This is a genomic window from Mesorhizobium sp. M1143, assembly GCF_040318435.1.
Taxonomy (GTDB): domain Bacteria; phylum Pseudomonadota; class Alphaproteobacteria; order Rhizobiales; family Rhizobiaceae; genus Mesorhizobium.
Window position 1 is genome coordinate 58,852 of sequence record NZ_JAMYMJ010000015.1, and the last position, 20,634, is coordinate 79,485.

At 61.9% G+C, this 20,634-nt stretch carries 20 protein-coding genes, 1 tRNA gene and 1 pseudogene; 7 read left to right on the forward strand and 15 right to left on the reverse strand.

The features are described 5' to 3' along the window. Window positions 1-58 precede the first annotated feature (58 nt). The gene (locus tag NKH35_RS13465; protein WP_352758293.1) at window positions 59-559 is read right to left on the reverse strand and encodes a BA14K family protein; all 501 of its coding nucleotides are present in this window, start codon (window positions 557-559) and stop codon (window positions 59-61) included. Window positions 560-881: 322 nt separating this feature from the next. On the opposite strand from NKH35_RS13465, the gene NKH35_RS13470 reads away from it, so the two are divergent. Continuing rightward, a tRNA-Lys gene (locus NKH35_RS13470) sits at window positions 882-957 on the forward strand. Window positions 958-1,004: 47 nt separating this feature from the next. Here the strand turns inward: NKH35_RS13470 and NKH35_RS13475 are convergent. From NKH35_RS13475 to NKH35_RS13500, 6 genes are all read right to left on the reverse strand, one after another. Beyond that, complete coding sequence (locus tag NKH35_RS13475; protein ID WP_023819932.1) at window positions 1,005-2,066, reverse strand: ABC transporter ATP-binding protein; 1,062 nt, start codon at window positions 2,064-2,066, stop codon at window positions 1,005-1,007. A 39-nt stretch (window positions 2,067-2,105) separates the two neighbouring features. Beyond that, window positions 2,106-2,927 carry a carbohydrate ABC transporter permease gene (locus NKH35_RS13480; RefSeq protein WP_023700756.1) on the reverse strand — a complete coding sequence of 274 codons (822 nt, stop codon included), beginning with the start codon at window positions 2,925-2,927 and terminating at the stop codon, window positions 2,106-2,108. Further along, entirely contained in the window at window positions 2,928-3,866 is a 939-nt protein-coding gene (locus NKH35_RS13485) for a carbohydrate ABC transporter permease (RefSeq protein ID WP_352914891.1), read from the reverse strand. Further along, window positions 3,866-5,203 (reverse strand): ABC transporter substrate-binding protein, encoded by a 1,338-nt coding sequence (locus NKH35_RS13490; protein WP_023734334.1) that lies wholly within the window; start codon window positions 5,201-5,203, stop codon window positions 3,866-3,868. Before NKH35_RS13490 ends, NKH35_RS13485 begins: the two co-directional genes overlap by 1 nt. A 66-nt stretch (window positions 5,204-5,269) precedes the next feature. Further along, complete coding sequence (locus NKH35_RS13495; RefSeq protein WP_023693416.1) at window positions 5,270-5,929, reverse strand: GntR family transcriptional regulator; 660 nt, start codon at window positions 5,927-5,929, stop codon at window positions 5,270-5,272. A gap of 23 nt (window positions 5,930-5,952) precedes the next feature. After that, window positions 5,953-6,837 carry a dihydrodipicolinate synthase family protein gene (locus tag NKH35_RS13500; protein WP_023734335.1) on the reverse strand — a complete coding sequence of 295 codons (885 nt, stop codon included), beginning with the start codon at window positions 6,835-6,837 and terminating at the stop codon, window positions 5,953-5,955. 238 nt (window positions 6,838-7,075) lie between these two features. Between NKH35_RS13500 and NKH35_RS13505 the strand changes: the two genes are divergently transcribed. From NKH35_RS13505 to NKH35_RS13520, 4 genes are all read left to right on the forward strand, one after another. Continuing rightward, on the forward strand, window positions 7,076-8,218 hold the full coding sequence (locus NKH35_RS13505; protein ID WP_352914896.1) for a hypothetical protein: 1,143 nt from the start codon (window positions 7,076-7,078) through the stop codon (window positions 8,216-8,218). Window positions 8,219-8,367: 149 nt separating this feature from the next. After that, window positions 8,368-8,607, forward strand: a complete 240-nt coding sequence (locus NKH35_RS13510; RefSeq protein ID WP_023734337.1) for a hypothetical protein — start codon at window positions 8,368-8,370, stop codon at window positions 8,605-8,607. Between the two features lie 250 nt (window positions 8,608-8,857). Further along, window positions 8,858-9,640, forward strand: coding sequence for a glycosyltransferase family 2 protein (locus NKH35_RS13515; protein ID WP_198029724.1), 783 nt, complete (start codon window positions 8,858-8,860; stop codon window positions 9,638-9,640). 17 nt (window positions 9,641-9,657) lie between these two features. Then, window positions 9,658-10,314: a TVP38/TMEM64 family protein gene (locus NKH35_RS13520; protein WP_023734340.1), complete on the forward strand. Its 657-nt coding sequence runs from the start codon at window positions 9,658-9,660 to the stop codon at window positions 10,312-10,314. An 8-nt stretch (window positions 10,315-10,322) separates the two neighbouring features. Here the strand turns inward: NKH35_RS13520 and NKH35_RS13525 are convergent, their stop codons facing one another. From NKH35_RS13525 to NKH35_RS13540, 4 genes and pseudogenes are all read right to left on the reverse strand, one after another. Beyond that, a complete protein-coding gene (locus NKH35_RS13525) occupies window positions 10,323-11,648 on the reverse strand; it encodes a hypothetical protein (protein ID WP_156937224.1) in 1,326 nt (441 codons plus the stop codon). A gap of 135 nt (window positions 11,649-11,783) precedes the next feature. Next, complete coding sequence (locus NKH35_RS13530) at window positions 11,784-12,503, reverse strand: Stf0 family sulfotransferase (RefSeq protein ID WP_023688604.1); 720 nt, start codon at window positions 12,501-12,503, stop codon at window positions 11,784-11,786. Continuing rightward, window positions 12,500-13,417: a hypothetical protein gene (locus NKH35_RS13535; RefSeq protein WP_352914899.1), complete on the reverse strand. Its 918-nt coding sequence runs from the start codon at window positions 13,415-13,417 to the stop codon at window positions 12,500-12,502. Before NKH35_RS13535 ends, NKH35_RS13530 begins: the two co-directional genes overlap by 4 nt. A 142-nt stretch (window positions 13,418-13,559) precedes the next feature. Beyond that, window positions 13,560-13,793, reverse strand: a pseudogene (locus NKH35_RS13540) (glycosyltransferase); the annotation flags it as partial. Window positions 13,794-13,843: 50 nt separating this feature from the next. Between NKH35_RS13540 and NKH35_RS13545 the strand changes: the two are divergent. Continuing rightward, entirely contained in the window at window positions 13,844-14,752 is a 909-nt protein-coding gene (locus NKH35_RS13545; RefSeq protein WP_245263851.1) for a hypothetical protein, read from the forward strand. Window positions 14,753-14,763: 11 nt separating this feature from the next. On the opposite strand, the gene dprA is transcribed toward NKH35_RS13545, so the two are convergent. From dprA to NKH35_RS13565, 4 genes are read right to left on the reverse strand one after another with little or no spacing between them, the layout of a single operon-like run. Beyond that, a complete protein-coding gene (dprA, locus tag NKH35_RS13550; protein ID WP_352914901.1) occupies window positions 14,764-15,891 on the reverse strand; it encodes a DNA-processing protein DprA in 1,128 nt (375 codons plus the stop codon). Continuing rightward, window positions 15,888-16,493 carry a glycerol-3-phosphate 1-O-acyltransferase PlsY gene (gene plsY, locus NKH35_RS13555; RefSeq protein WP_023696534.1) on the reverse strand — a complete coding sequence of 202 codons (606 nt, stop codon included), beginning with the start codon at window positions 16,491-16,493 and terminating at the stop codon, window positions 15,888-15,890. The genes dprA and plsY overlap by 4 nt, the downstream gene beginning before the upstream one ends. A 56-nt stretch (window positions 16,494-16,549) precedes the next feature. Then, window positions 16,550-17,836, reverse strand: coding sequence for a dihydroorotase (locus NKH35_RS13560; RefSeq protein ID WP_023684667.1), 1,287 nt, complete (start codon window positions 17,834-17,836; stop codon window positions 16,550-16,552). Next, a complete protein-coding gene (locus NKH35_RS13565) occupies window positions 17,833-18,795 on the reverse strand; it encodes an aspartate carbamoyltransferase catalytic subunit (protein WP_023684668.1) in 963 nt (320 codons plus the stop codon). The genes NKH35_RS13560 and NKH35_RS13565 overlap by 4 nt, the downstream gene beginning before the upstream one ends. Before the next feature lie 197 nt (window positions 18,796-18,992). Between NKH35_RS13565 and NKH35_RS13570 the strand changes: the two genes are divergently transcribed. Then, window positions 18,993-20,621 (forward strand): DNA alkylation response protein, encoded by a 1,629-nt coding sequence (locus tag NKH35_RS13570; protein WP_023700749.1) that lies wholly within the window; start codon window positions 18,993-18,995, stop codon window positions 20,619-20,621. Window positions 20,622-20,634: the final 13 nt, after the last annotated feature.

Genomic DNA, 20,634 nt, shown 5'->3' on the forward strand with positions numbered 1-20,634 from the left:
AAGCCCGCGCCCATTGCCGGCGCAGGCTCCGTCCTACCCTAACTTCGCCCTAAACACATCAATAGGGCGAATTACACTGCCGCCGAGGGCCGTAGTTGGGCTGGAATGTGTTGTCCGAGGCGCGGTAGGAGCGATAGCGGTCGTAGCACCACTGCACATGCGCATCGCCGCCGTAGACGCGGTTGTTCTCGCTGTTGACGATCGCACCGGTGATCAAGGCGCCGGTGGCGAAGGCAGCCAGCGGGAACCAGTAGTCGCCGTGACGGCGATAGCCGCGGTGATATTCGCGATAGCCGCGATGGCCATTCCAATAGCTGCCGCTATCATTGTTGCGCGAGAACTGGCGGCCTACGCGGAAATCGCGATTGCCGGAATTGCGGTTGCCGTGGCGCATCCACCGCCAGTTGTCATGACGAGAATCGCCCACATTCACGATGTCGGACGAAGTTGCTGATGACTGGGGCACGAACATCTGGGCGGCATTGGCCGGCATAGCGGCGGCCGCGGCAAACGAAATTGACAGGGTGGTCGCCAGTAGACCCGTTGCGATCTTGTTCATGATCTTCTCCTTGAAGGGTGGTTGACGTCCCTTGTGAGACGAAAACGGCCCGCTCGTGCGATGGTTCCCACCAAAACAGTAAGTTGCTGATTTGTAATGTTTCTCGAACTCGGCGCGTGAGAAAAGGCGCGTCTCGCGCGCCAACAGATCGAAGCGGCGACCACGTTGCGGGAGCGGCTCACCGGGCTGGTGACGACGCAATTTGCGGCGCGTCTGGCGATGGCTGAAACCCCGGTCGAAGGGCCATCTTTTTCCGGTTGACCGGTCGCGGCACTCTCCCTATGTTCCGCGCAATTTCGAGGGCGGCCTTTAGAGCCCGCGGGAGCGCGTAGCTCAGCCGGTAGAGCAACTGACTTTTAATCAGTAGGTCTCGGGTTCGAACCCCGACGCGCTCACCAGAAATATTTCGTGCGGAAGTTGCCCTGTCAGCAGCCCCCATCGCCCCCTACAATCGCCGCCCGGTCTTGACGTCGAACAGATGAGCGCAGGCGCGGTCGATCTCGATGCGCATCTGCTCGCCCTGTTTCAGTGCCAGCCGCTCGCGGAAAAGGCAGGAGATTTCTTCTCCGGCGCAGTCGACCCTGGCAAAGATTTCCGAACCCGTTGCTTCCAGAAGCACGATCGTGCCGGGGATTCCTTTGGCGGTCGTCGCTCGGATGTGTTCGGGGCGGATGCCGTAGATGAGGTCGCCGCCGGGTATGTTTGCCAGGTCGATGCCTTCCGGCAGCGGCAAGATCAGTCCACCGGCGCTGCGGAAAACACCTTCCTCGACATGGCCGCGAATGAAATTCATCGCCGGCGAGCCGATGAAGCCGGCAACGAAGAGGTTGGCCGGGCGATCGTAGAGATCGAGCGGCGCGCCGATCTGCTCGACAAGGCCGTCATGCAGCACGACGATCTTGTCGGCCATGGTCATGGCCTCGATCTGGTCGTGGGTGACGTAGATGGTGGTGGTTCCCAGCCGCTGGTGCAGCGCCTTGATCTCGCCGCGCATCTGCACGCGCAATTTGGCGTCGAGATTGGACAGCGGCTCGTCGAACAGGAACACCTGCGGGTCGCGCACGATGGCGCGGCCCATGGCGACGCGCTGGCGCTGGCCGCCGGAAAGCTGACGCGGATAGCGGTCGAGCAGCTTGTCCAGGCCGAGAATGCTGGCGGCCCTCCCGACGCGGCCGGCGGTGTCGGCCGGATCGGCTTTCTTGATCTTCAGGGCAAAGCCCATATTGTCGGCCACCGTCATATGCGGATAGAGCGCGTAGTTCTGGAACACCATGGCGATGTTTCGGTCGCGCGCCCTGAGATTGTTGACGACGCGATCGCCAATGGCGATCCTGCCGCCCGTGATCGTTTCCAGTCCGGCAATCATGCGCAGCAGCGTAGACTTTCCGCAGCCCGACGGCCCGACCAGGATGACGAATTCGCCATCGGCGATGTCGACGCTGACATCGTGGATGATCTTGGCGGCTCCGAAAGCCTTCTGAACGTTGTTGATTGTTACCGATGCCATTGGATTTCTCCCGGAAATGAGTCATGTCGGGGCCGTGCCTCAGCCGCCCTTGACGGCGCCTGCGGTCAGCCCGGCGACGATCTGCCTTTGCGCGAACAGGGTCAGCACCAGCACCGGCAGCGTGACCACAAGTGCTGCGGCGGCGAGCGGACCCCAGCTCACCTGCTCGTAGGAAAGCATGTTGTAGACGGCGACCGGCAGCGTGCGGGTCTCGCGGCTGGCGAGCACAATGCCGAAGACGAAATTGTTCCATGAGAAGATGATCGACAGGATGAAGGCGACGACAATGCCCGGCTTGGCGATGGGCAAGGCGACCAGCCGGAACACCTGCCAGGAACTGGCGCCATCGATGTTGGCCGCTTCTTCCAGCTCCATCGGCGTGGTCTCGAAATAGCCGATCATCACCCAGACCACGATCGGCACCGTCACCACCAGATGGATGATGATCTGCGGCCACAGCGTGCCGAGAATGCCGACCCACTGGAACAGCAGGAACAGCGGAATGAGATAGGAAAGCCCCGGCGTCATGCGGGCGATCATGATGACCACCGCCGAGCGTTCGGCCTTGAGCCGCGCGATGCCATAGCCCGCCGGCACGCCGATCAGCAGCGCCAGCAACGTTGCCGTGCCCGTCACCAGAACCGAATTCCAGAAATAGAGCAGGAAATTGTTCTCCTCGAATACCTTCACATAGTTCGACCAGGCGAGATGTTCCGGGATCAGGATCGGCGGGTAGGCACCGTTGTCGATCTCGAACTTCAGCGACAGCGAGATCATCCAGAGGAAGAACAGGATCGCCGGCGAGACGAAGACCAGAGCCGCGAAAAACAGCCCGATCCGGTTGAGCAGCCGTGAACTCATCTATTTGCCCTCCACCCCGATCCATTGGGAGCGCTGGCGCATCATCAGCAGGATGAAGGACAGCGCGACGATGACGATGAAGAACACCACGGCCATGGCCGAGCCATAGCCGATGTCGTAGTAGGAGAAGGCGGTGTTGTAGAGATAGATGTTGATGGTTTCCGAGGCCGTGCCCGGTCCGCCCTGGGTCATCGCGTAGATGATGTCAAAACTCTTCAGCGCATCGATGGTGCGGATGATCATGGCGATCATCAGGAACGGCGCGATCATCGGCAAGGTGAGATAGCGGAACTGCTGCCAGGCGTTGGCGCCGTCGATCTCGGCGCTCTCGAAGGGCTCGCGCGGCACGGAGGCCAAGCCGCCCAGCACGATCAGCATCACCAGCGGCGTCCACTGCCAGGTCTCGACCGCAACCAGGGACGGGATGACCGTCCTGGCGTTAAAGATCCATTCCTGCGCCGGAATGCCGACCAGCGACAACAGATAGTTGAGCACGCCAAGCTGGGGATGGAACATCATCGTCCAGACCAGCGCCACGGCGACTGGCGTTGCCATCATCGGCATGACGAAGACGCCGCGCAACAGGCCGCGCAGCGGAAATTTGGCGTCGAAGATCAGCGCCGCGACAGTGCCAAGGAACATCGGCGCCGCGACCGAAAGCGCCGTGTAGGTCAGCGTATGGAAAAGCGATTCCCAGAAGCGTTGGTCGGCTGCCAGCCGCAGATAGTTTTCCATCCCGGCAAAGCTTCGCGCCTGGCCGAGGGTCCAGCGGTTGACGCTCATCCACAGTGTGAAGGCCCAGGGAAAGACGATCACGGCGCCGACGATGACGAGCGCCGGGACGACGAAAGGCCAGTAGTTGGGAGCCAGACGGATGGTCTGCCCCCCTTCGATGGCTTGCGTCGTCACCCCGGTGCGTTCTGGGGTGATGGCGGACATCAGCCTTGCTCGCTCCGGTCGAGCACCGGCTGGAACTGCTCGGTGGCCTTCTTCAGTTCCTCCGCCGGATCGGCGCCGGCGATCAGATTGGTCAGCGCCACGCCATAGATATCGCGGAACTCGGTGACCGGAATGATGACCGGCAGCGACAGCCGGCTGACATTGCCCGAGCCGACCACGGCATCGAGCCAGCTCGCCGGCATGGTGACGCCTTCGCGCACCTTGGGATCTTCCAGCACCGACTTGCGGAACGGCACGCCGGCACCCGCCTGCAGCAGGCGCGTGCCCATGGCAGGCGAAATCGCCCACTGGCAGAAGAGATAGGCGGCCTCCTTCTTCTCGCTGGCGGCCGTCACGCCGAGGCCGTCGCCAAAGGTGCCGGCGGCATGCGCCTTGGGCCCTTTGGGCATGACGCCGTAGCCGACCTTGCCGACCACACGCGACTTTTCCGGGTTTTCCATCGGCGGGGCAAAGCCGACGCCATCGAACCACATGCCGATCTTGCCTTGCAGGAAGGCGGACTGGGCTTCGGCCCAGTTGAATCCGGTGACGCCTGGAGGCGCCGACTTGGTCATCAGCCGCTGGTAGAGGCTGGCGGCCTCGACCGCCTCGGGCGAGGTCGTGCGCAGCTTGCCCTTATCATCGAGCGGCGTCATGTCGTAGCCGAGCATCAGCGACGTCCATACCGGCGTGTTGGCGTTTTTCAGGCCGCGGGCGACAAAGCCGTAGGTGTTGGTCGACGGGTCGGTCAGCGCTTCGGCGGCCGCCACCAATTGCTCGAAGGTTTCAGGGTATTTGAGGCCCTTGGCCTCGAACAATTCCTTGTTCCAGTAGACGATCCAGTAGTCGACTGAGAACGGCAGCGAGCGCAGCACGCCCTGGCCGTCCTTGGCAAACAGCATGCCGGCATCGGCGAAATCGGTTTCCACCAGCGCAGGATCGGTCAGGGTCGAGTCAGCGAGATAGCCTGATATGTCGGCCAGCCAGCCGCCCTTTTCGAACTGCCGCTTCTGCACGTGGTAGCTCAGATGCACGACATCGAAGCTCGGCTTGCCGGAGCTGAGTTCGATCACCGTCTTCTGGCGCTGCTGCTGTTCCGGCGTCGCTTCGGCATTGACCTTGATCCCGGTCAGTTCCTCGAACTCGGCGATATATTTTATCAGCGTGTCGCTGCGCGGGCTTTTCACCAGATTGACGTCAAGCGTCGTTCCCGCAAAGCGCTTCCAGTCGACGCCGGCGGCAAAGCTTGGGCGAACACCGGCAAAGCCGGCGGCGGCAAGGGCGGCGGTTCCCTGGAGGAGTTGCCTCCTGGTTGGGTTGAACAGATTGGACGACATTTTCTTCCTCCCGGTTGTTGTCGTTGTCGATTGCGCCGCAGCGACCGCGGCGCGGCTCATGCTTCCTCAGATTTGCAGCGCCAGCCGGCGCGCCTTATCGATATGCTGGCTAATGGCCTCGACAGCCTTGCCAGGGTCGCGGCTCTGCATCGCATCGATCACCGCCAGGTGCTCGCGCATGACCGGCACGACGCGCCCGTCGATACGGAACCGTTCCTGGTGGATCAGGCGGATCTTCACCGAATTGACCAGATAGGCCTTGGCGATGATCTCGTTGCCCAGCGCATCGATGAACGTGTCGTGCATGGCCCAGTCGATGGTCTGCGCCTTGGCCTCCATCTCCGGCGTCGGGGTCTGCTCCAGCGCCCGGGCAAGCATGTCCTCATGCTCGCGCCGCAAGCGGGCAAGCTCGGCATCGGAGGCGCTGACCGTAAACAGCGCCACCGCTTCACGCTCCATGAACAGGCGGAACTGAAAGGCCTCGCGGATCAGGCTGATGTCTATATGGGCGATCTGCATGCCGCGCTGCGGAATGGTCGTCAGCAGTCCTTCCGCCTCGAGACGCGGCACGATCTCGCGAATGGCGCCGAGCGGCAGTCCGGTGAAGGCAACCAGCTCACGCTGCGACACGAACTGGCCTGGCTTGAAGTCGCGCGCCAGCAAATGCCGCGTGAAGCTGGCATAGGCCTTCTCCCTGAGGGTGGTCGGTTCGTTGCCGTCTTCCATTTCGGCGCGCTTCCCTTTGCCGGTCAGGCCGGTTCCCTGGCAAACAAGCTGTCATAGGCTGAGGCAAGCTGCTGCTGCCCTTGCAACGCGATCGGCTCCAGCGGCGGACGGACCGCCAGCCAGCGCTCGTCGCCGGTCTTACGCGCCACCATCACCTTTACCGCCGGGGTGACCGGATATTTGAGCAATTCGAGCACAAAACTCTCGACGCGAGGATCGTCGCGCCCGTCCTCGGCCATGGCGCGGATTTCGCCCGGGACGAAATTGGCCATGCCCGAGATTGCGCCTTGAGCACCCAGTCGCACCGCACGCGCCAGGTGCCTTTCATCGCCGATCAGGATCACCAGATCGCCATGGGCGGCAACCAGCGCCTCGCTGTAGCTCCAATTTCCACCGGAATCTTTCACCCCGGCGACCACGTCGGGAAAAGCAGTGCGCAATCGGCCGATCAGGCCAAGCGAAAGCTGCACCATGGTAACCGAAGGGATGTTGTAGAGCAGCACGTCACGGGCGAGGGGGCCGAGCGCGGCAAAGACGGCGGAGAACCAGCCGAAAAGGCCGTCCTCGCCGACATTCTTGAAGTAGCTCGGCGGGGCCAGCAGAATGTTTCGGGCGCCTCGCTGCAAGGCATGCTGTGCCTGTTCGGCGGCGTCTTCGGCGGCGTCGACCAGCACGCCGGCAACGAGTTGATGCGGCAAGATTCCAGCAGCCAGCATGGCTTCGGTCACCGACCGCCGCTCCGTCGTGCCCACCGATGCGCCTTCCCCTGTGGTGCCGAAAAGCGTCACGCTGCCGCAACCCTGCGCCAGGCAACTTTCGGCCTGAGCGATCATGGGGGCAGTGGCGATCTGCCCGCGGGCATCGAAAGGCGTGGCGAGAGCGGCCGAAAGGCCAAAGCGTGATGTCACCGGAAGGTCTCCGAAGTAGGTGTGTATGCCGTGCTAGCACACTAACATGTTAGTCGTAAATTGGGGTGGTGCGCTTTTTAACAGCGGAGGGCCTTCGCAGGTTCGAAGCCCATGGCGGATCGAGTACCATTGGCGAAACAGCAGGATGGTCCAGTGTTCGGGCGCGGAGCGGCAGCTCCAACCTTGTCCCCATCCCAGTCGATGGCTAAACTCAGCCTTTCCCAGGGGAGGTTCTGACATGACACTTCAGCTTTCGGCGGATGCTGTAGCCCCTAAGACGGCGACCGCTCAAAAATACCTCTTCGGCCCGGTCGCCGATTTCCTCATGCTGGGCGGCAGCGCCTTTCTCATCCTGCCGGTGCTGTTTCTCGTTCCGCTCGAATATGAAGGTCCGGTGGCCGCAACGATGGTCTTCGTGGCCTATCTCGTGAACTATCCCCACTTCGCCCACTCCTACCAGCTCTTCTACCGCAATTTCGGGCGCAAGGTGACGGGCGACGGCTACGACAGGAGCCTGCAGCTTCGCTACATCTTCGCGGGCATTGTCGTGCCCCTCGCCATGGCCGGGTTCTTCGCCTATGGCGCCGCGGCGGCGAACACGCGCCTGCTCGGCTATGCCACCAACGCCATGTTCTTTTTTGTCGGTTGGCACTACGTCAAGCAGGGCTACGGCATGCTGATGGTGGATGCGGTGCTGAAGCGCAAATTCTTCGACGACCGCGACAAGAAGGTGCTGCTGGTCAACTCCTATGCCGTGTGGATCCTGGCATGGCTGCAGACGAATACGGCGGTCACCCAGGGCAAATATTATGGCCTGGACTATTACACATTCGCGGCCCCTTCCTGGATTACCGACATGGGCGTGCTGGCGGCCGTTGCGTCGACGGCGGCCACGCTCTTGATGCTGGTCAATCGCTGGCGGAAGAACGGTGGCGGCCTGCCCTATAACGGTTTGGTGGCCTATGTCGCGTCGCTCTATCTCTGGATCCTGATTGCGCGCGTAAACCCGCTTTGGCTGCTGATCGTGCCCGCGCTCCACTCGCTGCAGTATCTCCCCGTGGTCTGGCGCTACCAGACGAACGTCGAGCGAGACAGTTCCGATGCCGAAGGCGATCCGCAGCCGAAAATCCTGTCCTTTCTTGGCCCCCTCTACAGGTTTCGGCTCCTCGGCTTCATCGTCGGCGGCACGGCCCTTGGCTATCTCGGCTTCTGGCTGATCCCATCCGCCCTGACGGCTTTGATTCCCTATGACAGGCAAGTGCTGGGGTCATCGCTGTTCTTCTTCATCGTGCTCATCTTCATCAATGTGCACCATTATTTTCTGGACAATGTGATGTGGCGCCGTGGCAATCCGGAGGTATCGAAGTATCTGTTCCGCTGACTGATGCGCAGACTGTCGAGCCCGGTTTTCGTCAGCTGTCGAGTATGCCATCGCGAGCGTGATCGTCAGTGCAACGGAGATCCCTGGAATGGCGGAGTGCTTTTCCGAGAGCCGCCTGGAAAATACCCTGCGGTGGCATCTGTACCGGCATGAAGATGGACATTGAGGGCAGCGAAGCCGAATGCCTGGAAGCCATCCTCGAAGCTGGGCTGCAAGATGCTATCGGCGCCATTCTGGTTGAAACGCACGACCGGGTGTCGCCAGACATAGCGCGTCGGGTGGAGCGCATTCGCCAGCGCATCGCGCAGGAAACATCCGAAACATCAATCTGGAATGGATCTGACTGCGCGCCGTCGTTGCCCGGCAACCGACGGCCCCAGTTTGCTTGATCGGCTAACTTTAGGACAACCCGACCAGGGAAAGCGCCTTGCGCCGGACCCGCTTTGCCTGCAGGCGCGCGAGTTCTGCCGTCGACTGGATTGGCGGCTCGACATAAACCGGGACCTCAACGGGGACCTCGACCACCACGGTCTCTCGTTCCGGCGTCGTTTGGTGCGGACGGAAACATTGCGTGGCGTTTTTGCCGCACGTGGATCGGGAAATGCTAGGCCGGCTTGCGCTATAGGACCTTTTCCGGCAATGGAAACGCAACATCGGGGCGTTAGCGTAGAAATGATTGATGGATTGCGTGTGGCGGTGATCATGCCCGCCTATAATGCGTCGGCTACACTGGAGAAGACCTACTTCGCCTTGCCGATGCAATTGATCGACGACGTTATTCTCACGGACGATCTCTCGAAGGACGATACTGTCGGCATTTCGCGACAGCTCGGCATTCACACAATCGAGCATTCGATCAACAAGGGCTACGGTGGCAATCAGAAGACTTGTTACGATGCGGCGCTGCAGCGCGATGCCGATATCGTCGTGATGCTTCATCCCGATTATCAATATTCGCCCAGGTTGGTGCCGGCCATTGCCTCGATGGTCGCCTCTGGCGAGTATGATTACGTCTTTGGTTCGCGCATCTTGGGCAAGGGTGCCCTGCGCGGCGGCATGCCGGTCTATAAATATATCTCCAATCGCTTTCTGACCCTGGTTCAAAACATTCTGATCGGCCAGAAAATGTCGGAGTTTCACACTGGCTTTCGGTGCTGGAGCCGGAAAGCGTTGACCGAGATTCCTTATCACCGGTGCTCGGACGACTTTGTGTTCGACAATGAGATGGTCTGCCAGGCCGTCTATCTCGGCCTGCGTGGTGGCGAGATGTCCTGTCCGACGAGATACTTCCCGGAGGCGTCGTCGATCAACTTTCGGCGTAGCGTCGTCTATGGCTTGGGTGTCTTGAAAACCGCGGCGAAGTTTCGCCTCAGCAAACTGGGCATTCGACAAGATCCGTTATTCGTCGGGAGCAATATCTGATGAGGCGTCGGACACGAATGGCCCTCGGTGTGGCGGGCCTTGCGATGGTTCTCGTCCCCGCGGCGCTGTCGGGCTATCTCGACGATATCTTGCGGATCGCCAAAGCGAGCGTTCAGCAGACAGGGCTGTTTGGTTTCGTTGCGCTGGTCGTGATGCAGTTTCTAGTGGCCGCCACCGGCATATTGCCGGCGTCCCTGCTCGGGATCGCAGGCGGAGCGGTTTACGGATTCGCCGGTGGATCGGCAATGGCGCTCGTCGGGACTTTGGCCGGCGGCATCGTCGGCTACTACGTAGGCCGAAAGGGTCTCCAAAACGTTCCTTTTACCAACACGAAAATTGTTGGCGGCCTCGACAAGGTCAAACAGTTCCTTGCCGCTGACGGCTGGCGATCGGTTTTTCTGATCCGCCTGTCACCGGTCGTTCCCTTTGCCGCCACAAGCATTGCGCTGGGCGCGAGTGGAATTCGCCTCGCCGACTACGTGATAGGAACCGCAGCGTCGCTTCCCGCCCTTTTTGGTTATGTCTATGTCGGTTCATTGCTCGGCAATGCGGCGTCTCTCGAATCGCCTGAGTTTCACCAGGTTTTTTTGCTGATGCTGGCGGGAGGCGTTATTGCAGGCGCGACGTTGGTCGGCAGGTTCGTCATGTATAGGCACAATTCCGAAACAACCTGATGTGCTTGTTAGCAGTGGTATTCTCCACAGTCTGGTAGCTGCACTCCGCCTGCTCCGGGGTAATTTACAAGCGTTTGCGACGGTGACGTGAGATGGGTCGTTGCTTGCGAGGACCAACTGGTGTGGGACGGTGTGAAGAACAAGCCGTCGACCATGGCGTTGTAGTCTCGATTTGCGAGGACCGCGCATAGGCAAATAGCAACCGCCGCGACCCTTGTAACCAACCTCCACGAAGACGCCCAAATCGCCAGAACGATCAGAAGTGTTGCAACTGGCGCGAAGTAATACCTGAAGCCAGATCCTGATTGGAGCAGTGACTCGGCACCTCCGACGGCGAGAATCGCAGTAGCCGAAAATTGCAGCGCAACGATCGGGACGAGCAGCAGGATGGGCTGGCGGCGGGCGAGGAAAACTGCAGCTCCAAGCACGCCAAGGAACACGATGGCAGCTGCTATCAGTTCAAGCGTACCCGGTGTCAAGTTGCTGAAAAACAAGGCCGGCCAAAGGATCGCACCACCCACCTTGAGCAGGAACAGGTCTGGCAAGCTTGCAAAACCGAGGAACGTGAACGGCCGTACGGCCAAGCCGGTATTCGTTGCCGGCAACAGTGCGCAGCCGATCTGCGTCGCCAATCCAGGAATAGACCAAACCAGAGGTCGGACAAGATAAGGCTGCCGTAGCACAAAGCCGGCAGCCGCCCATATGATAAGTGCGAAAGCTGCGGGGGTTCCTGTGAACGGCAGCACTAGAAGAAGACCGATATGAACGCGATTGAGCGGCTGTTTGAACGCCAACGACCCAAAAACAAGCGCGGCATAAACAGGTCCCCAGCCTTTGATGTGCAGTGCCGTTCCGAATGTTTCCGATGCGGTGACGCAATAGAGCGCGGTCGCAACCGCCAACAGGATTCCGGTTCGCCACGATATCGATTGCGTTGTGCCGGCGACAACAAATGGAAACAGCAAAGCCACCAGAAGACCGGAGCCGGTGTCAACGACCGGCCACCACTGAAGTCCGGCCGACACCGCAACGGCTGAAGATAGGTTTGCCGCTAGATCGTAGTAATTGCTTGCCGGGTTGAACAGAGCGGCTAACGGACCGTTCGCATAGGCATAGCCGAAGTACAGAGGGCCAATTTCAGCCCAAACCCTATAGAAAGTAAGCAACGCCGGGGCTCTTACCGCGACCAGGATCGCAAACAGTATCCCTGCGATGATGGTGTATTCGGTCTTGCCCCTGGGGGATAACGAATCGTCTGCCCGGACATAAAGGAAGCTCAACCCTGCAAAGGCGAGAAACTCAACCAAAGTAAATGCATTGAACGGTGTCGACATCTGCCCCCCGGCTGGATGGCGTGGCGCCCCACGCGGTCTGGGGCGGTGATACAGACGGGATGGCGAAGAGTAAATGGCTACTTTTGCTACCCGCTCAGCGGCGCTCCAGACAGCCCGAAGACGAATTCTGCGGAGCTAGATCAAGTCCAGGATGTTCGGGTCGCCGCGCTCTGCCCGGAAGCGGTCTGCCCATTCGAGGTTTGATGCATCCCTTTGCAGCTCAACGGTCACGTTGCCGGGGTCCAGCTTGGAGGGCGGCTTCAGGCCCATCAGCTCGGCGACCTGACTGACGGCGTGGCGAGGGTCCTCGATCATTGTCTCGTATTCGAACCGCAAGGGCTCGATACCGGTGCGCGCAAAGAACATCTCCCAGCGGGCTCGTTCACGAGCAAGGGCGTTGAGCTGGCTCTGGATCAGTCCAGCGTCGAAGACCGGCTTCTGTGCCATCGGTTGGCTCGATCGGTATTGTCCTGTCTGCAGCGCGCGTGCCCAGGAAATCGCTTGGCCAAGCAAGTCGCGTCTGGTGAGCAGCACGAAGCGAAGATTGGGAAGGGCATCGACCCAGTTCACCTCGCCCGAAATCCAGTCGTGCTGGTGGGCAAATAACTTCAAGCCGTAGATGCCGTTGGGAGTGGCGCCCATGGTAAGGATTTTCCAGACCTGGCCGGCGATATCCTTGGGGTAGTCCGGGTCATCGAAATAGCGCCGCCCGCCCCAATTGAAATATTCCAGCGGATGTCCGAGCAGGCCCGTGCCGCTCAGATGCTGGCACAGGAAATTGCTGCCGGATCGTGGCGAGGTGCAGATGCTGTAGCCACTCAATTTATCGCGGTCCAAGCCGTCGAGCCCTGTCAATGTCCGACCCCTTTACGCGCCCGAAGGAGAAGCTTTCTGATGAACAGGGGGATCATACCGTTGTACAGCCGCTTTATCTCGTCCACAAAATTTGAAAGGTTCGAAAGCTGTTCCTCCACCCGGCTCAGCACAGCCGGGTTGTCGCCCAGCGCGGCGGCGCGCGAGACAGCCTCGTCCATAACAAGCTGCTGGGTTCTGGCGATCTGTTCGCCAAGCTTCTCCAAAACTCGCGAGTTTGCGTGGGACTGAGCCAGAAGCGTCGCCAATTCGGGCGCATCCGGCCAGCCGTGCAATTCTTTCACGATGTGAAACCATCTTCGGCGTGGATGCGAGACCCCGATCTCTTCGATCCACACGGCGGTCGCAAGCGCGCGCTCATCGGGATCCAGCCCCCTGTCGGATCGCAGCACCTGATCATAGATGCGCAGATGTTCCTCGATAAAATACGCATCGCCGGCCGCCTTCCGAAAATAGGTGGACACCGCCGCGGCATCGTTCGCACCGAAACCGGATATCGCGCCCAGAAGATTTTCGACCGTGGTCGGCTTGGTCAAAAGCCCAACGCCCAGATTGAAGCGACGCCATGCCTCCATGTTTGCGCTGCTGAGCAATCCCGCGAAACCGCGCGCGTCGCAAACCACGACGGAACAGCCGACCGCAGCTGCCTCGATGGCCATCCGGGCGGTTGCGAACACGATGTCGTAACCAAGCAGATCCTGTTCCAGCTGCTGCGAAAACCGCCCGGTGGCTGGACCTAGCTCATCCAGCTGGATGCCACTTCTCGCACAGGCCTCACGAACCGCCGCCTGGTGCTCGAAATTCTTGGTCAGCAGCAGGCCTCGCGCGGGTCTGGCGGGGAGCGGTGGGCGCTGTTTGAAGCGATTGAGATCGACCGCGTTGTAGACAAGGCTCATCTGGTCGGCCGGTATGCCCCTCGACAGGCATTTGGCTCGGCACGCCTCGTCGACCGCAATCCAATGGCGTATCTGGGGATGCAGCATAGGCGCTGTGACAGGAAAATACCGCTGGCACGTCGGGAAACCTGGCGAGCGCAGTCAGGCAGGGCGTCAGATGCTGGGCGTGAATGACATCGGGCCTTTCGACGATCTCGGCAATCCGATCGACGACATGATGCCCGCGCCGACGCATTCTATCGGCCATGTCGCCCAGAGTGGGAGCCAGCAGCATGGTCTGATGGCCGGCGTCGCGAAGCCCGTCGGCCAACAGTTCGACGACCGCTTCCGATCCGCTGTTTCGCGACAGGGAGAGATTGGTGATAAGAATTCGCAACGGGCGATTCCTTGCTTGCGCACTACATCTGATATGAGAGAGAAAGGCGCATGAGTTTCTGGCAGCGTCTTAAGTTGAAGCCGCTGACCAAACAAGCTTCGTCAGCATTGTCGCGGCCAAGGTTTGCTCCTGAATTTGTCCCCAGGCCATTCGGCTCGATCGGACCAGAAACTGGATTGGAGCCATTGTTGCCTGAAAAGTCAGGAGAAAAACTGGAAAACGTGCTGATTCTCGCTCACCCCGGGCACGAACTCAGGATCCACCATTGGCTCGAGATCGCCAAACCAAGGGTCTATCTTCTGACCGACGGATCAGGCGGCAAGGAAACATCGCGAACCCGCTATTCGCGCGATCTGGTCGAAGCTGCGGGCGCGACACGCGGCGCGGTGTTTGGGGAAATTCCGGATGGCGCCTGGTACGAAGCGCTGCTGGCCGGGAACCATGATTTCCTGATCGACGTGTTTTCGAGAGTGCGCGCCGATCTAACGACCGCAAAGAATGTCCAGATCGTATCGGATGCGGTCGACGGCTATAATCCCATACATGATCTTGCCTTTGCGTTTGGCCAGGCCCTCTGCCGAGGACTGCGAAAGACGGCACAGGTCGGCAAACAGCTTTGTTCCGCTGCGGTTCCAAATGTGGCGGGACGTGTCGAATCGGCAATTCAGCTTTCCCCGGCCGCGCGGGCGCGGAAGATAGCGGCTGTTGAAAATTATAGTCCCCTCGCCGATGAAGCGCGTCGGATACTCGAGAGGGATCCGCAATGCTTCGACAGGGAAAATCTGATGTCCCAGGATTTTGACTGGAATTCCTCCTGGACACCGGAGTGGGAGCGCATTGGTAAACAGCGCGTTGCCGATGGCCGCTACCGCCAATGCATTACATACAGGGATAATGTCCAACCCGCCGCGCGGCGCCTCATGTCTGAAAGTGCTGCGGTATTTGCGGCCGCAAACTAAGTCTCAGGCTTTCACGAAACCAGTGAGACATTGCCGCCGGCATGGCGCTCGATGCGGCCTGCAAGGTCGAGTTCCAGCAGCACCATGGAGACTTGCGCGGCGTTGAGGCCGGTGTGGCGGATGATCTCGTCCACGCCCACCGGCGTTGGGCCCAGCACCTCGATCACGCCGCTGCGTTCGTCCTCACCGGGCGGGGGAGTTGCCGAAAAATCGGGTGCCTTTTCTGGCGGCGCAATGCTTCGCGTTCGCGTGCCCGCCAATGGTGCGATCGCACCGGAAACATCGGCCGCCTCGGTGACCAGGGTGGCGCCGTCCTTGAGCAGGCCGTTGGAGCCGGCGCAGCGCGGATCGAGCGGCGAACCCGGTACGGCAAAGACCAGCCGGCCCATCTCGCCGGCCAGGCGCGCGCTGATCAGCGAGCCGGAGCGTTGCGCAGCTTCGATGACCACCAGTCCGAGGGCGGCGCCCGCGACAAGCCGGTTGCGGCGCGGAAAATCCTGCGCCCGCGGCTGCCAGCCGAACGGCATTTCCGAAATAACGGCGCCGCCACGCTCGGCAATGTCTTCGCACAAGCCGATATTTTCGGGCTGGTAGGGGACATCGAGCCCACCGGCCAGCACACCCACTGTACCAGTCGAGAGACTGCCCTGGTGTGCTGCCGTGTCGATGCCGCGCGCCAGGCCGGAAACGATGACGTAGCCGTCGCGGCCAAGATCCGCCGCCAGCATGCGCGCCATCTTGATGCCGGCGAGCGACGCGTTGCGGGCGCCGACGATGGCCACCGCCGGCAGGCGAAAGACGGCTGCCTCGCCCTTCACGGCAATCAGTGGCGGCGGATTGTCCATGTTTTTCAGCATCGGCGGGTAGTCGGCCTCGCCGATGCCGACGAAGCGGGCGCCGTTTTCACTGGCTGCGTCGAGTTCCGCTTCGGCTTCCTCCACGGAAGGAATGCGCATGATCCTTTTGGCTCCGCCCGAAATCATCAGCTCGGGCAGCATCTCCAACGCCGCCTCCGCCGAACCAAAGCGGTTGATCAATTCGCGAAACGAGGCCGGGCCGACATTTTGTGTGCGGATCAGCCGCAGCCAGCTCAGCCGCTGCCGGTCGCTGAGGCGCGGCCCGGCGGCGGGCTTGCTCAACCCTTGGCTCCGATCTTGCCTTCGGTGCCGGCAAGAAGGCGCGAAATGTTGGCGCGATGTTTGAAGATGACGATCAGGCTCATCACCAGGAACAGCCCGGCGGTCTCAGGTGTGCTCCAGAAATAAAGCGCGATCGGCACGATGACCGCCGCCGTCAGCGCTGCCAGCGAGGAATAGCGAAACAGAAAAGCCATCGCCAGCCAGACGACGATAAAAATCAGCGCCACATGCCAGCCGAGCGCGATCAGCACGCCGAGATAGGTCGCCACGCCCTTGCCGCCCTTGAAACCGAGCCAGACCGGAAACAGATGGCCAAGGAAGGCGCCAAGGCCCGCCCAGAGTCCAAGGCCGGCCCACAGTCCGTAGTCGTGTCCAAAATGGCGCGCGATCATCACCGCCGCCGTACCCTTCAACGCGTCGAGCACCAGCGTCGCGGCGGCGAGGCCCTTGTTGCCGGTGCGCAGAACGTTGGTGGCGCCGATATTGCCGGAGCCGATTTTGCGCACATCGCCGAGGCCGGCCGCGCGGGTGATCAAGAGGCCGAAGGGAATCGAGCCGAGGAGATAGCCGAACAGCAATGCCAGGATAACGTTATAACTCATTGTTTGCCCCCGCATTTCCCCAGCAACATATCGGTCTGCGACGTGGCGCGATCGCTCTAGCTCGAAAACACTGTGCGGCCCGCCACCAGCGTTTGCAAGACCATGCCTTGCAGCCGCGCACCTTCGAAGCAGGTGTTTTTCGAGCGCGAGCGGATGCCGCTTTCACTCACGATCCAGGGTTCTTCAAGGTCGATCAGCGCAAGATCGGCCGGCGCTCCCGGCTTCAGCGTGCCGCCCGGCAGGCCGAACAGCCTTGCTGGTGCGGTGGACAGTGTTTCGACCAGCCGAAGTAGCGGCACGTCGCCATTGTGGTAGAGCCGAAGCGCTGCTCCAAGCAGCGTCTCCAACCCGATCGCGCCGGCAGCTGCATCGGCGAAGGGAAGGCGCTTGGTGTCGACATCCTGAGGGTCGTGCGAGGAGACGATGATGTCGATGGTGCCGTCCTTGACCGCCTCGATCATGGCCAGCCGGTCTTCCTCGGCGCGCAAAGGCGGCGTCAGCCGGAAGAAGGTGCGGTATTCCCCGACATCGTTTTCGTTCAGCGACAGATTGTGGATCGCCACGCCCGCCGTGACATTGGCCTGGTCGGCTTTCGCCCGCGTCACCGCTTGCGCTGCCGTCGCCGTCGAGATCTTGGCCGCGTGGTAGGCGCCGCGCGTCAGCCGCGCCAGCGCCAGGTCGCGCTCCAGCGGGATGGACTCGGCCTCGCGCGGAATGCCGGCAAGGCCGAGCCAGCTGGCATACAGGCCTTCATTCATCACGCCTGCCGAAGCGAGGTCGCCATCCTGTGTCTCATGTGCGATGACGCCACCGAAATCGCGGGCATAGGTGAGAGCCCGGCGCATCACCAGTGCGCTGGATATTGTGTGCCGCCCATCGGTGAAGGCGACCGCACCGGCCTCGCGCAACAGGCCGAATTCGGTCATCTCGCGACCGGCGAGGCCTTTGGTGATCGCCGCCGCCGGAAAGATGTTGACGCTTGCCGTGTCCCGGGCGGTGCGCAGCACGAATTCGACCAGCGCGACATTGTCGATCACCGGGTCCGTGTCGGGCATCATAACGACGGAGGTAACGCCGCCGGCCGCCGCCGCAACGCTGGCCGAAGCGATGGTCTCGCGATGTTCGCCGCCCGGTTCGCCGATGAAGACGCGCGCGTCGATCAGGCCGGGAATGATTGCCTTGCCGGCGCAGTCGACCACGGTGGCTCCCGCCGGCAGGCCCTGGTTCAGGGCAGCCTTGCCGGCGGCAACGATCTTTTTCCCCTCGACGATCACGGTGCCGACCTCGTCGATGCCGCGTGACGGGTCGACGATGCGGGCGCGCTCAAAGACCGTCGTGCTCATGCCACCCGGCCCTCGTTGCGGCGCGGGTCGAGCAGCGCTTCCATCACCGCCATGCGCACGGCGACACCCATCTCGACCTGTTCCTGGATGACGCTTTGGGGACCGTCGGCGATTTCGGACGCAATCTCGACGCCGCGGTTCATCGGACCGGGATGCATCACCAGCGCGCCGTCCTTGGCGGCCTTCAGCTTTTCGGCATCGAGGCCGAAATAGCGGAAATATTCGCGTACCGAAGGCACGAAGGCGCCTTCCATCCGCTCACGCTGCAGGCGCAGCATCATCACCACGTCGGCGCCCTTGAGGCCCTCGGCCATCGAGCGCGAGACGATGACGCCCATTTTCTCGATGCCGGTGGGCAGCAGCGTCGACGGCGCCACGACCCGCACCTGCGCGCCAAGCGCGTTCAAGAGCATGATGTTGGAACGCGCGACGCGCGAATGCAGGATGTCGCCGCAGATCGCTACGATCAGTTTCGACAGCGGCCCCTTGGCGCGGCGGATGGTCAGCGCGTCGAGCAGCGCCTGCGTCGGGTGTTCATGCGCGCCGTCGCCGGCATTGACCACCGAGCAGCCGACCTTCTGCGCCAAAAGGGCGGCGGCGCCCGCAGACTGGTGGCGGATGATCAGGATGTCGGGGCGCATGGCGTTCAGAGTCATGGCCGTGTCGATCAGCGTCTCGCCCTTCTTCACCGAAGAGCTCGCCACCGACATGTTCATGACGTCGGCGCCGAGCCGTTTCCCGGCCAGTTCGAACGACGACTGCGTGCGCGTCGAGGCTTCGTAGAAGAGGTTGATCTGGGTGCGGCCGCGCAGCGTCGAGGTCTTCTTTTCGGACTGCCGCGAAATGGCGACGGCGCGATCTGCCCGGTCGAGCAGAAGCTCGATGTCACCGGGGGAAAGATCGCGGATGCCCAGAAGATGGCGGTGAGGATAAAGCGGCAGGGACGAAGCGTCGGTCATCTCAAGGCGCTGCTATAGGGGGGAGAATTCCTTGCCGCAAGCGTCAGCTTGGCATTGCGGCCTTTCTCCCCGGTATTTTCGTCGCGCGCGCCGCCTGCCTTGGGCTATATCTAGCCGATTGCTTCGGATTCGAAGCCTTATGATGATAAGTGCCTTTCTAGCGTTAGAAGGCCCTTCTACTTTCAGAAGGATTGGGCGTGACCGACGACGTGACCAACCAGCCGCCGCCGCTGACGGGCGGCAACGCCTGGCGGGGCGATCCGTTGCTGATCCAGCTTGCCGAGCGTTTTTCCGATCCGGTGCGCAAGGACCTCGACGGGCTTGGCCGGTTCGTCCTGACGCAGGAGGCGCAGGAGCTGGCGCGCCTCGCTAATGTCGAGACGCCGAAGCTCCGCACGCATGACCGTCAGGGCCGGCGCATCGACCTCGTCGAATTCCATCCGGCCTATCATGCGCTGATGCGCCGCTCGGTTGCCGGCGGCCTGCATTCCTCGATCTGGGAAAACGGCGATAGCGAGATCGGCCGTCGCCATCAGGTGCGCGCCGCGCGTTTCTACCTGACCGCCGAACTCGAGACCGGGCATCTCTGCCCCATCACCATGACCAGCGCTTCGCTGGCCGCCCTGATGGCCAGCCCAAAGCTGTTTCGCGAATGGGCGCCGCGCGTGACGACGCGCAAATACGACCAGAGTCAGAAGCCGCCGGTCGACAAGACCGGGCTGACGCTCGGCATGGGCATGACCGAAAAGCAGGGCGGCACCGACGTGCGCGCCAACACCACACGGGCCGAACGCGCCGGCAGCGGCTTTTATCGCCTCACCGGCCACAAATGGTTCATGTCGGCGCCGATGTCGGACGCTTTTCTCGTGCTTGGACAGGCGCCTGAAGGGCTTTCCTGCTTTCTCGTCCCGCGCATCCTCGGCGACGGTTCCGGCAACGGCTTCCGCTTTCAGCGGCTGAAGGACAAGCTCGGCAACCGCTCCAACGCCTCATCGGAGGTAGAGTTCGTCAACGCCATCGGCGAGATGGTCGGCGAGCCCGGCGCCGGCATAAAGACGATCATGGACATGGTCACGCTGACCCGGCTCGACTGCGCCGTCGCCTCGTCGGCAATCATGCGGGCGGGGCTGGCTGAGGCCGTGCATCACGCCCGTCACCGCCAGGTGGCCGGCTCGACGCTGATCGAACAGCCGCTTATGCAGCGCGTGCTGGCGGACATGGCGCTCGATGTCGCCGCCGCCACGGCACTCTCGTTCCGACTGGCGCGCTCCTTCGACGAGGCTGCCGGCGACCGCGGCGAGGCTGCTTTTGCCCGCGCCATGACCCCGGTGGTCAAATACTGGGTCTGCAAGATCGCGCCGCCACTGCTCTATGAGGCGATGGAGTGCCTCGGCGGCAATGGCTATGTCGAGGAAGCGCCGCTCGCCCGCTACTACCGCGAAGCCCCGGTCAATGCGATCTGGGAGGGCTCAGGCAATGTCATGGCGCTCGACGTGCTGCGCGTGCTCGGCCGCGCGCCCGGCCTGTTCGAGGAGGTGCTGGCCGGCATCGACCGCGATCTCGGCGCCGGCGGACGCGGAACCATTGGCGTGCTCAAGGCGGCCATGCAGGTCGCCGGCACCGATGAGGGGTCGGCCCGCCTGCTGACCGAACAGCTGGCGCTGTCGGCGGCAGCTGCGGAATTGCGCCGGCTGGGGGCAGGGCGGATTGCGGACGCCTTCGTCGAGACGCGGCTCGCCGGCCAGTGGCGCAACACCTATGGCATGCTCGATTCGCGCCACGATGCGCGCATGATCATCGACACGCTCTATCCGCCGGTGAATTGAGGGCCTTCCGCCA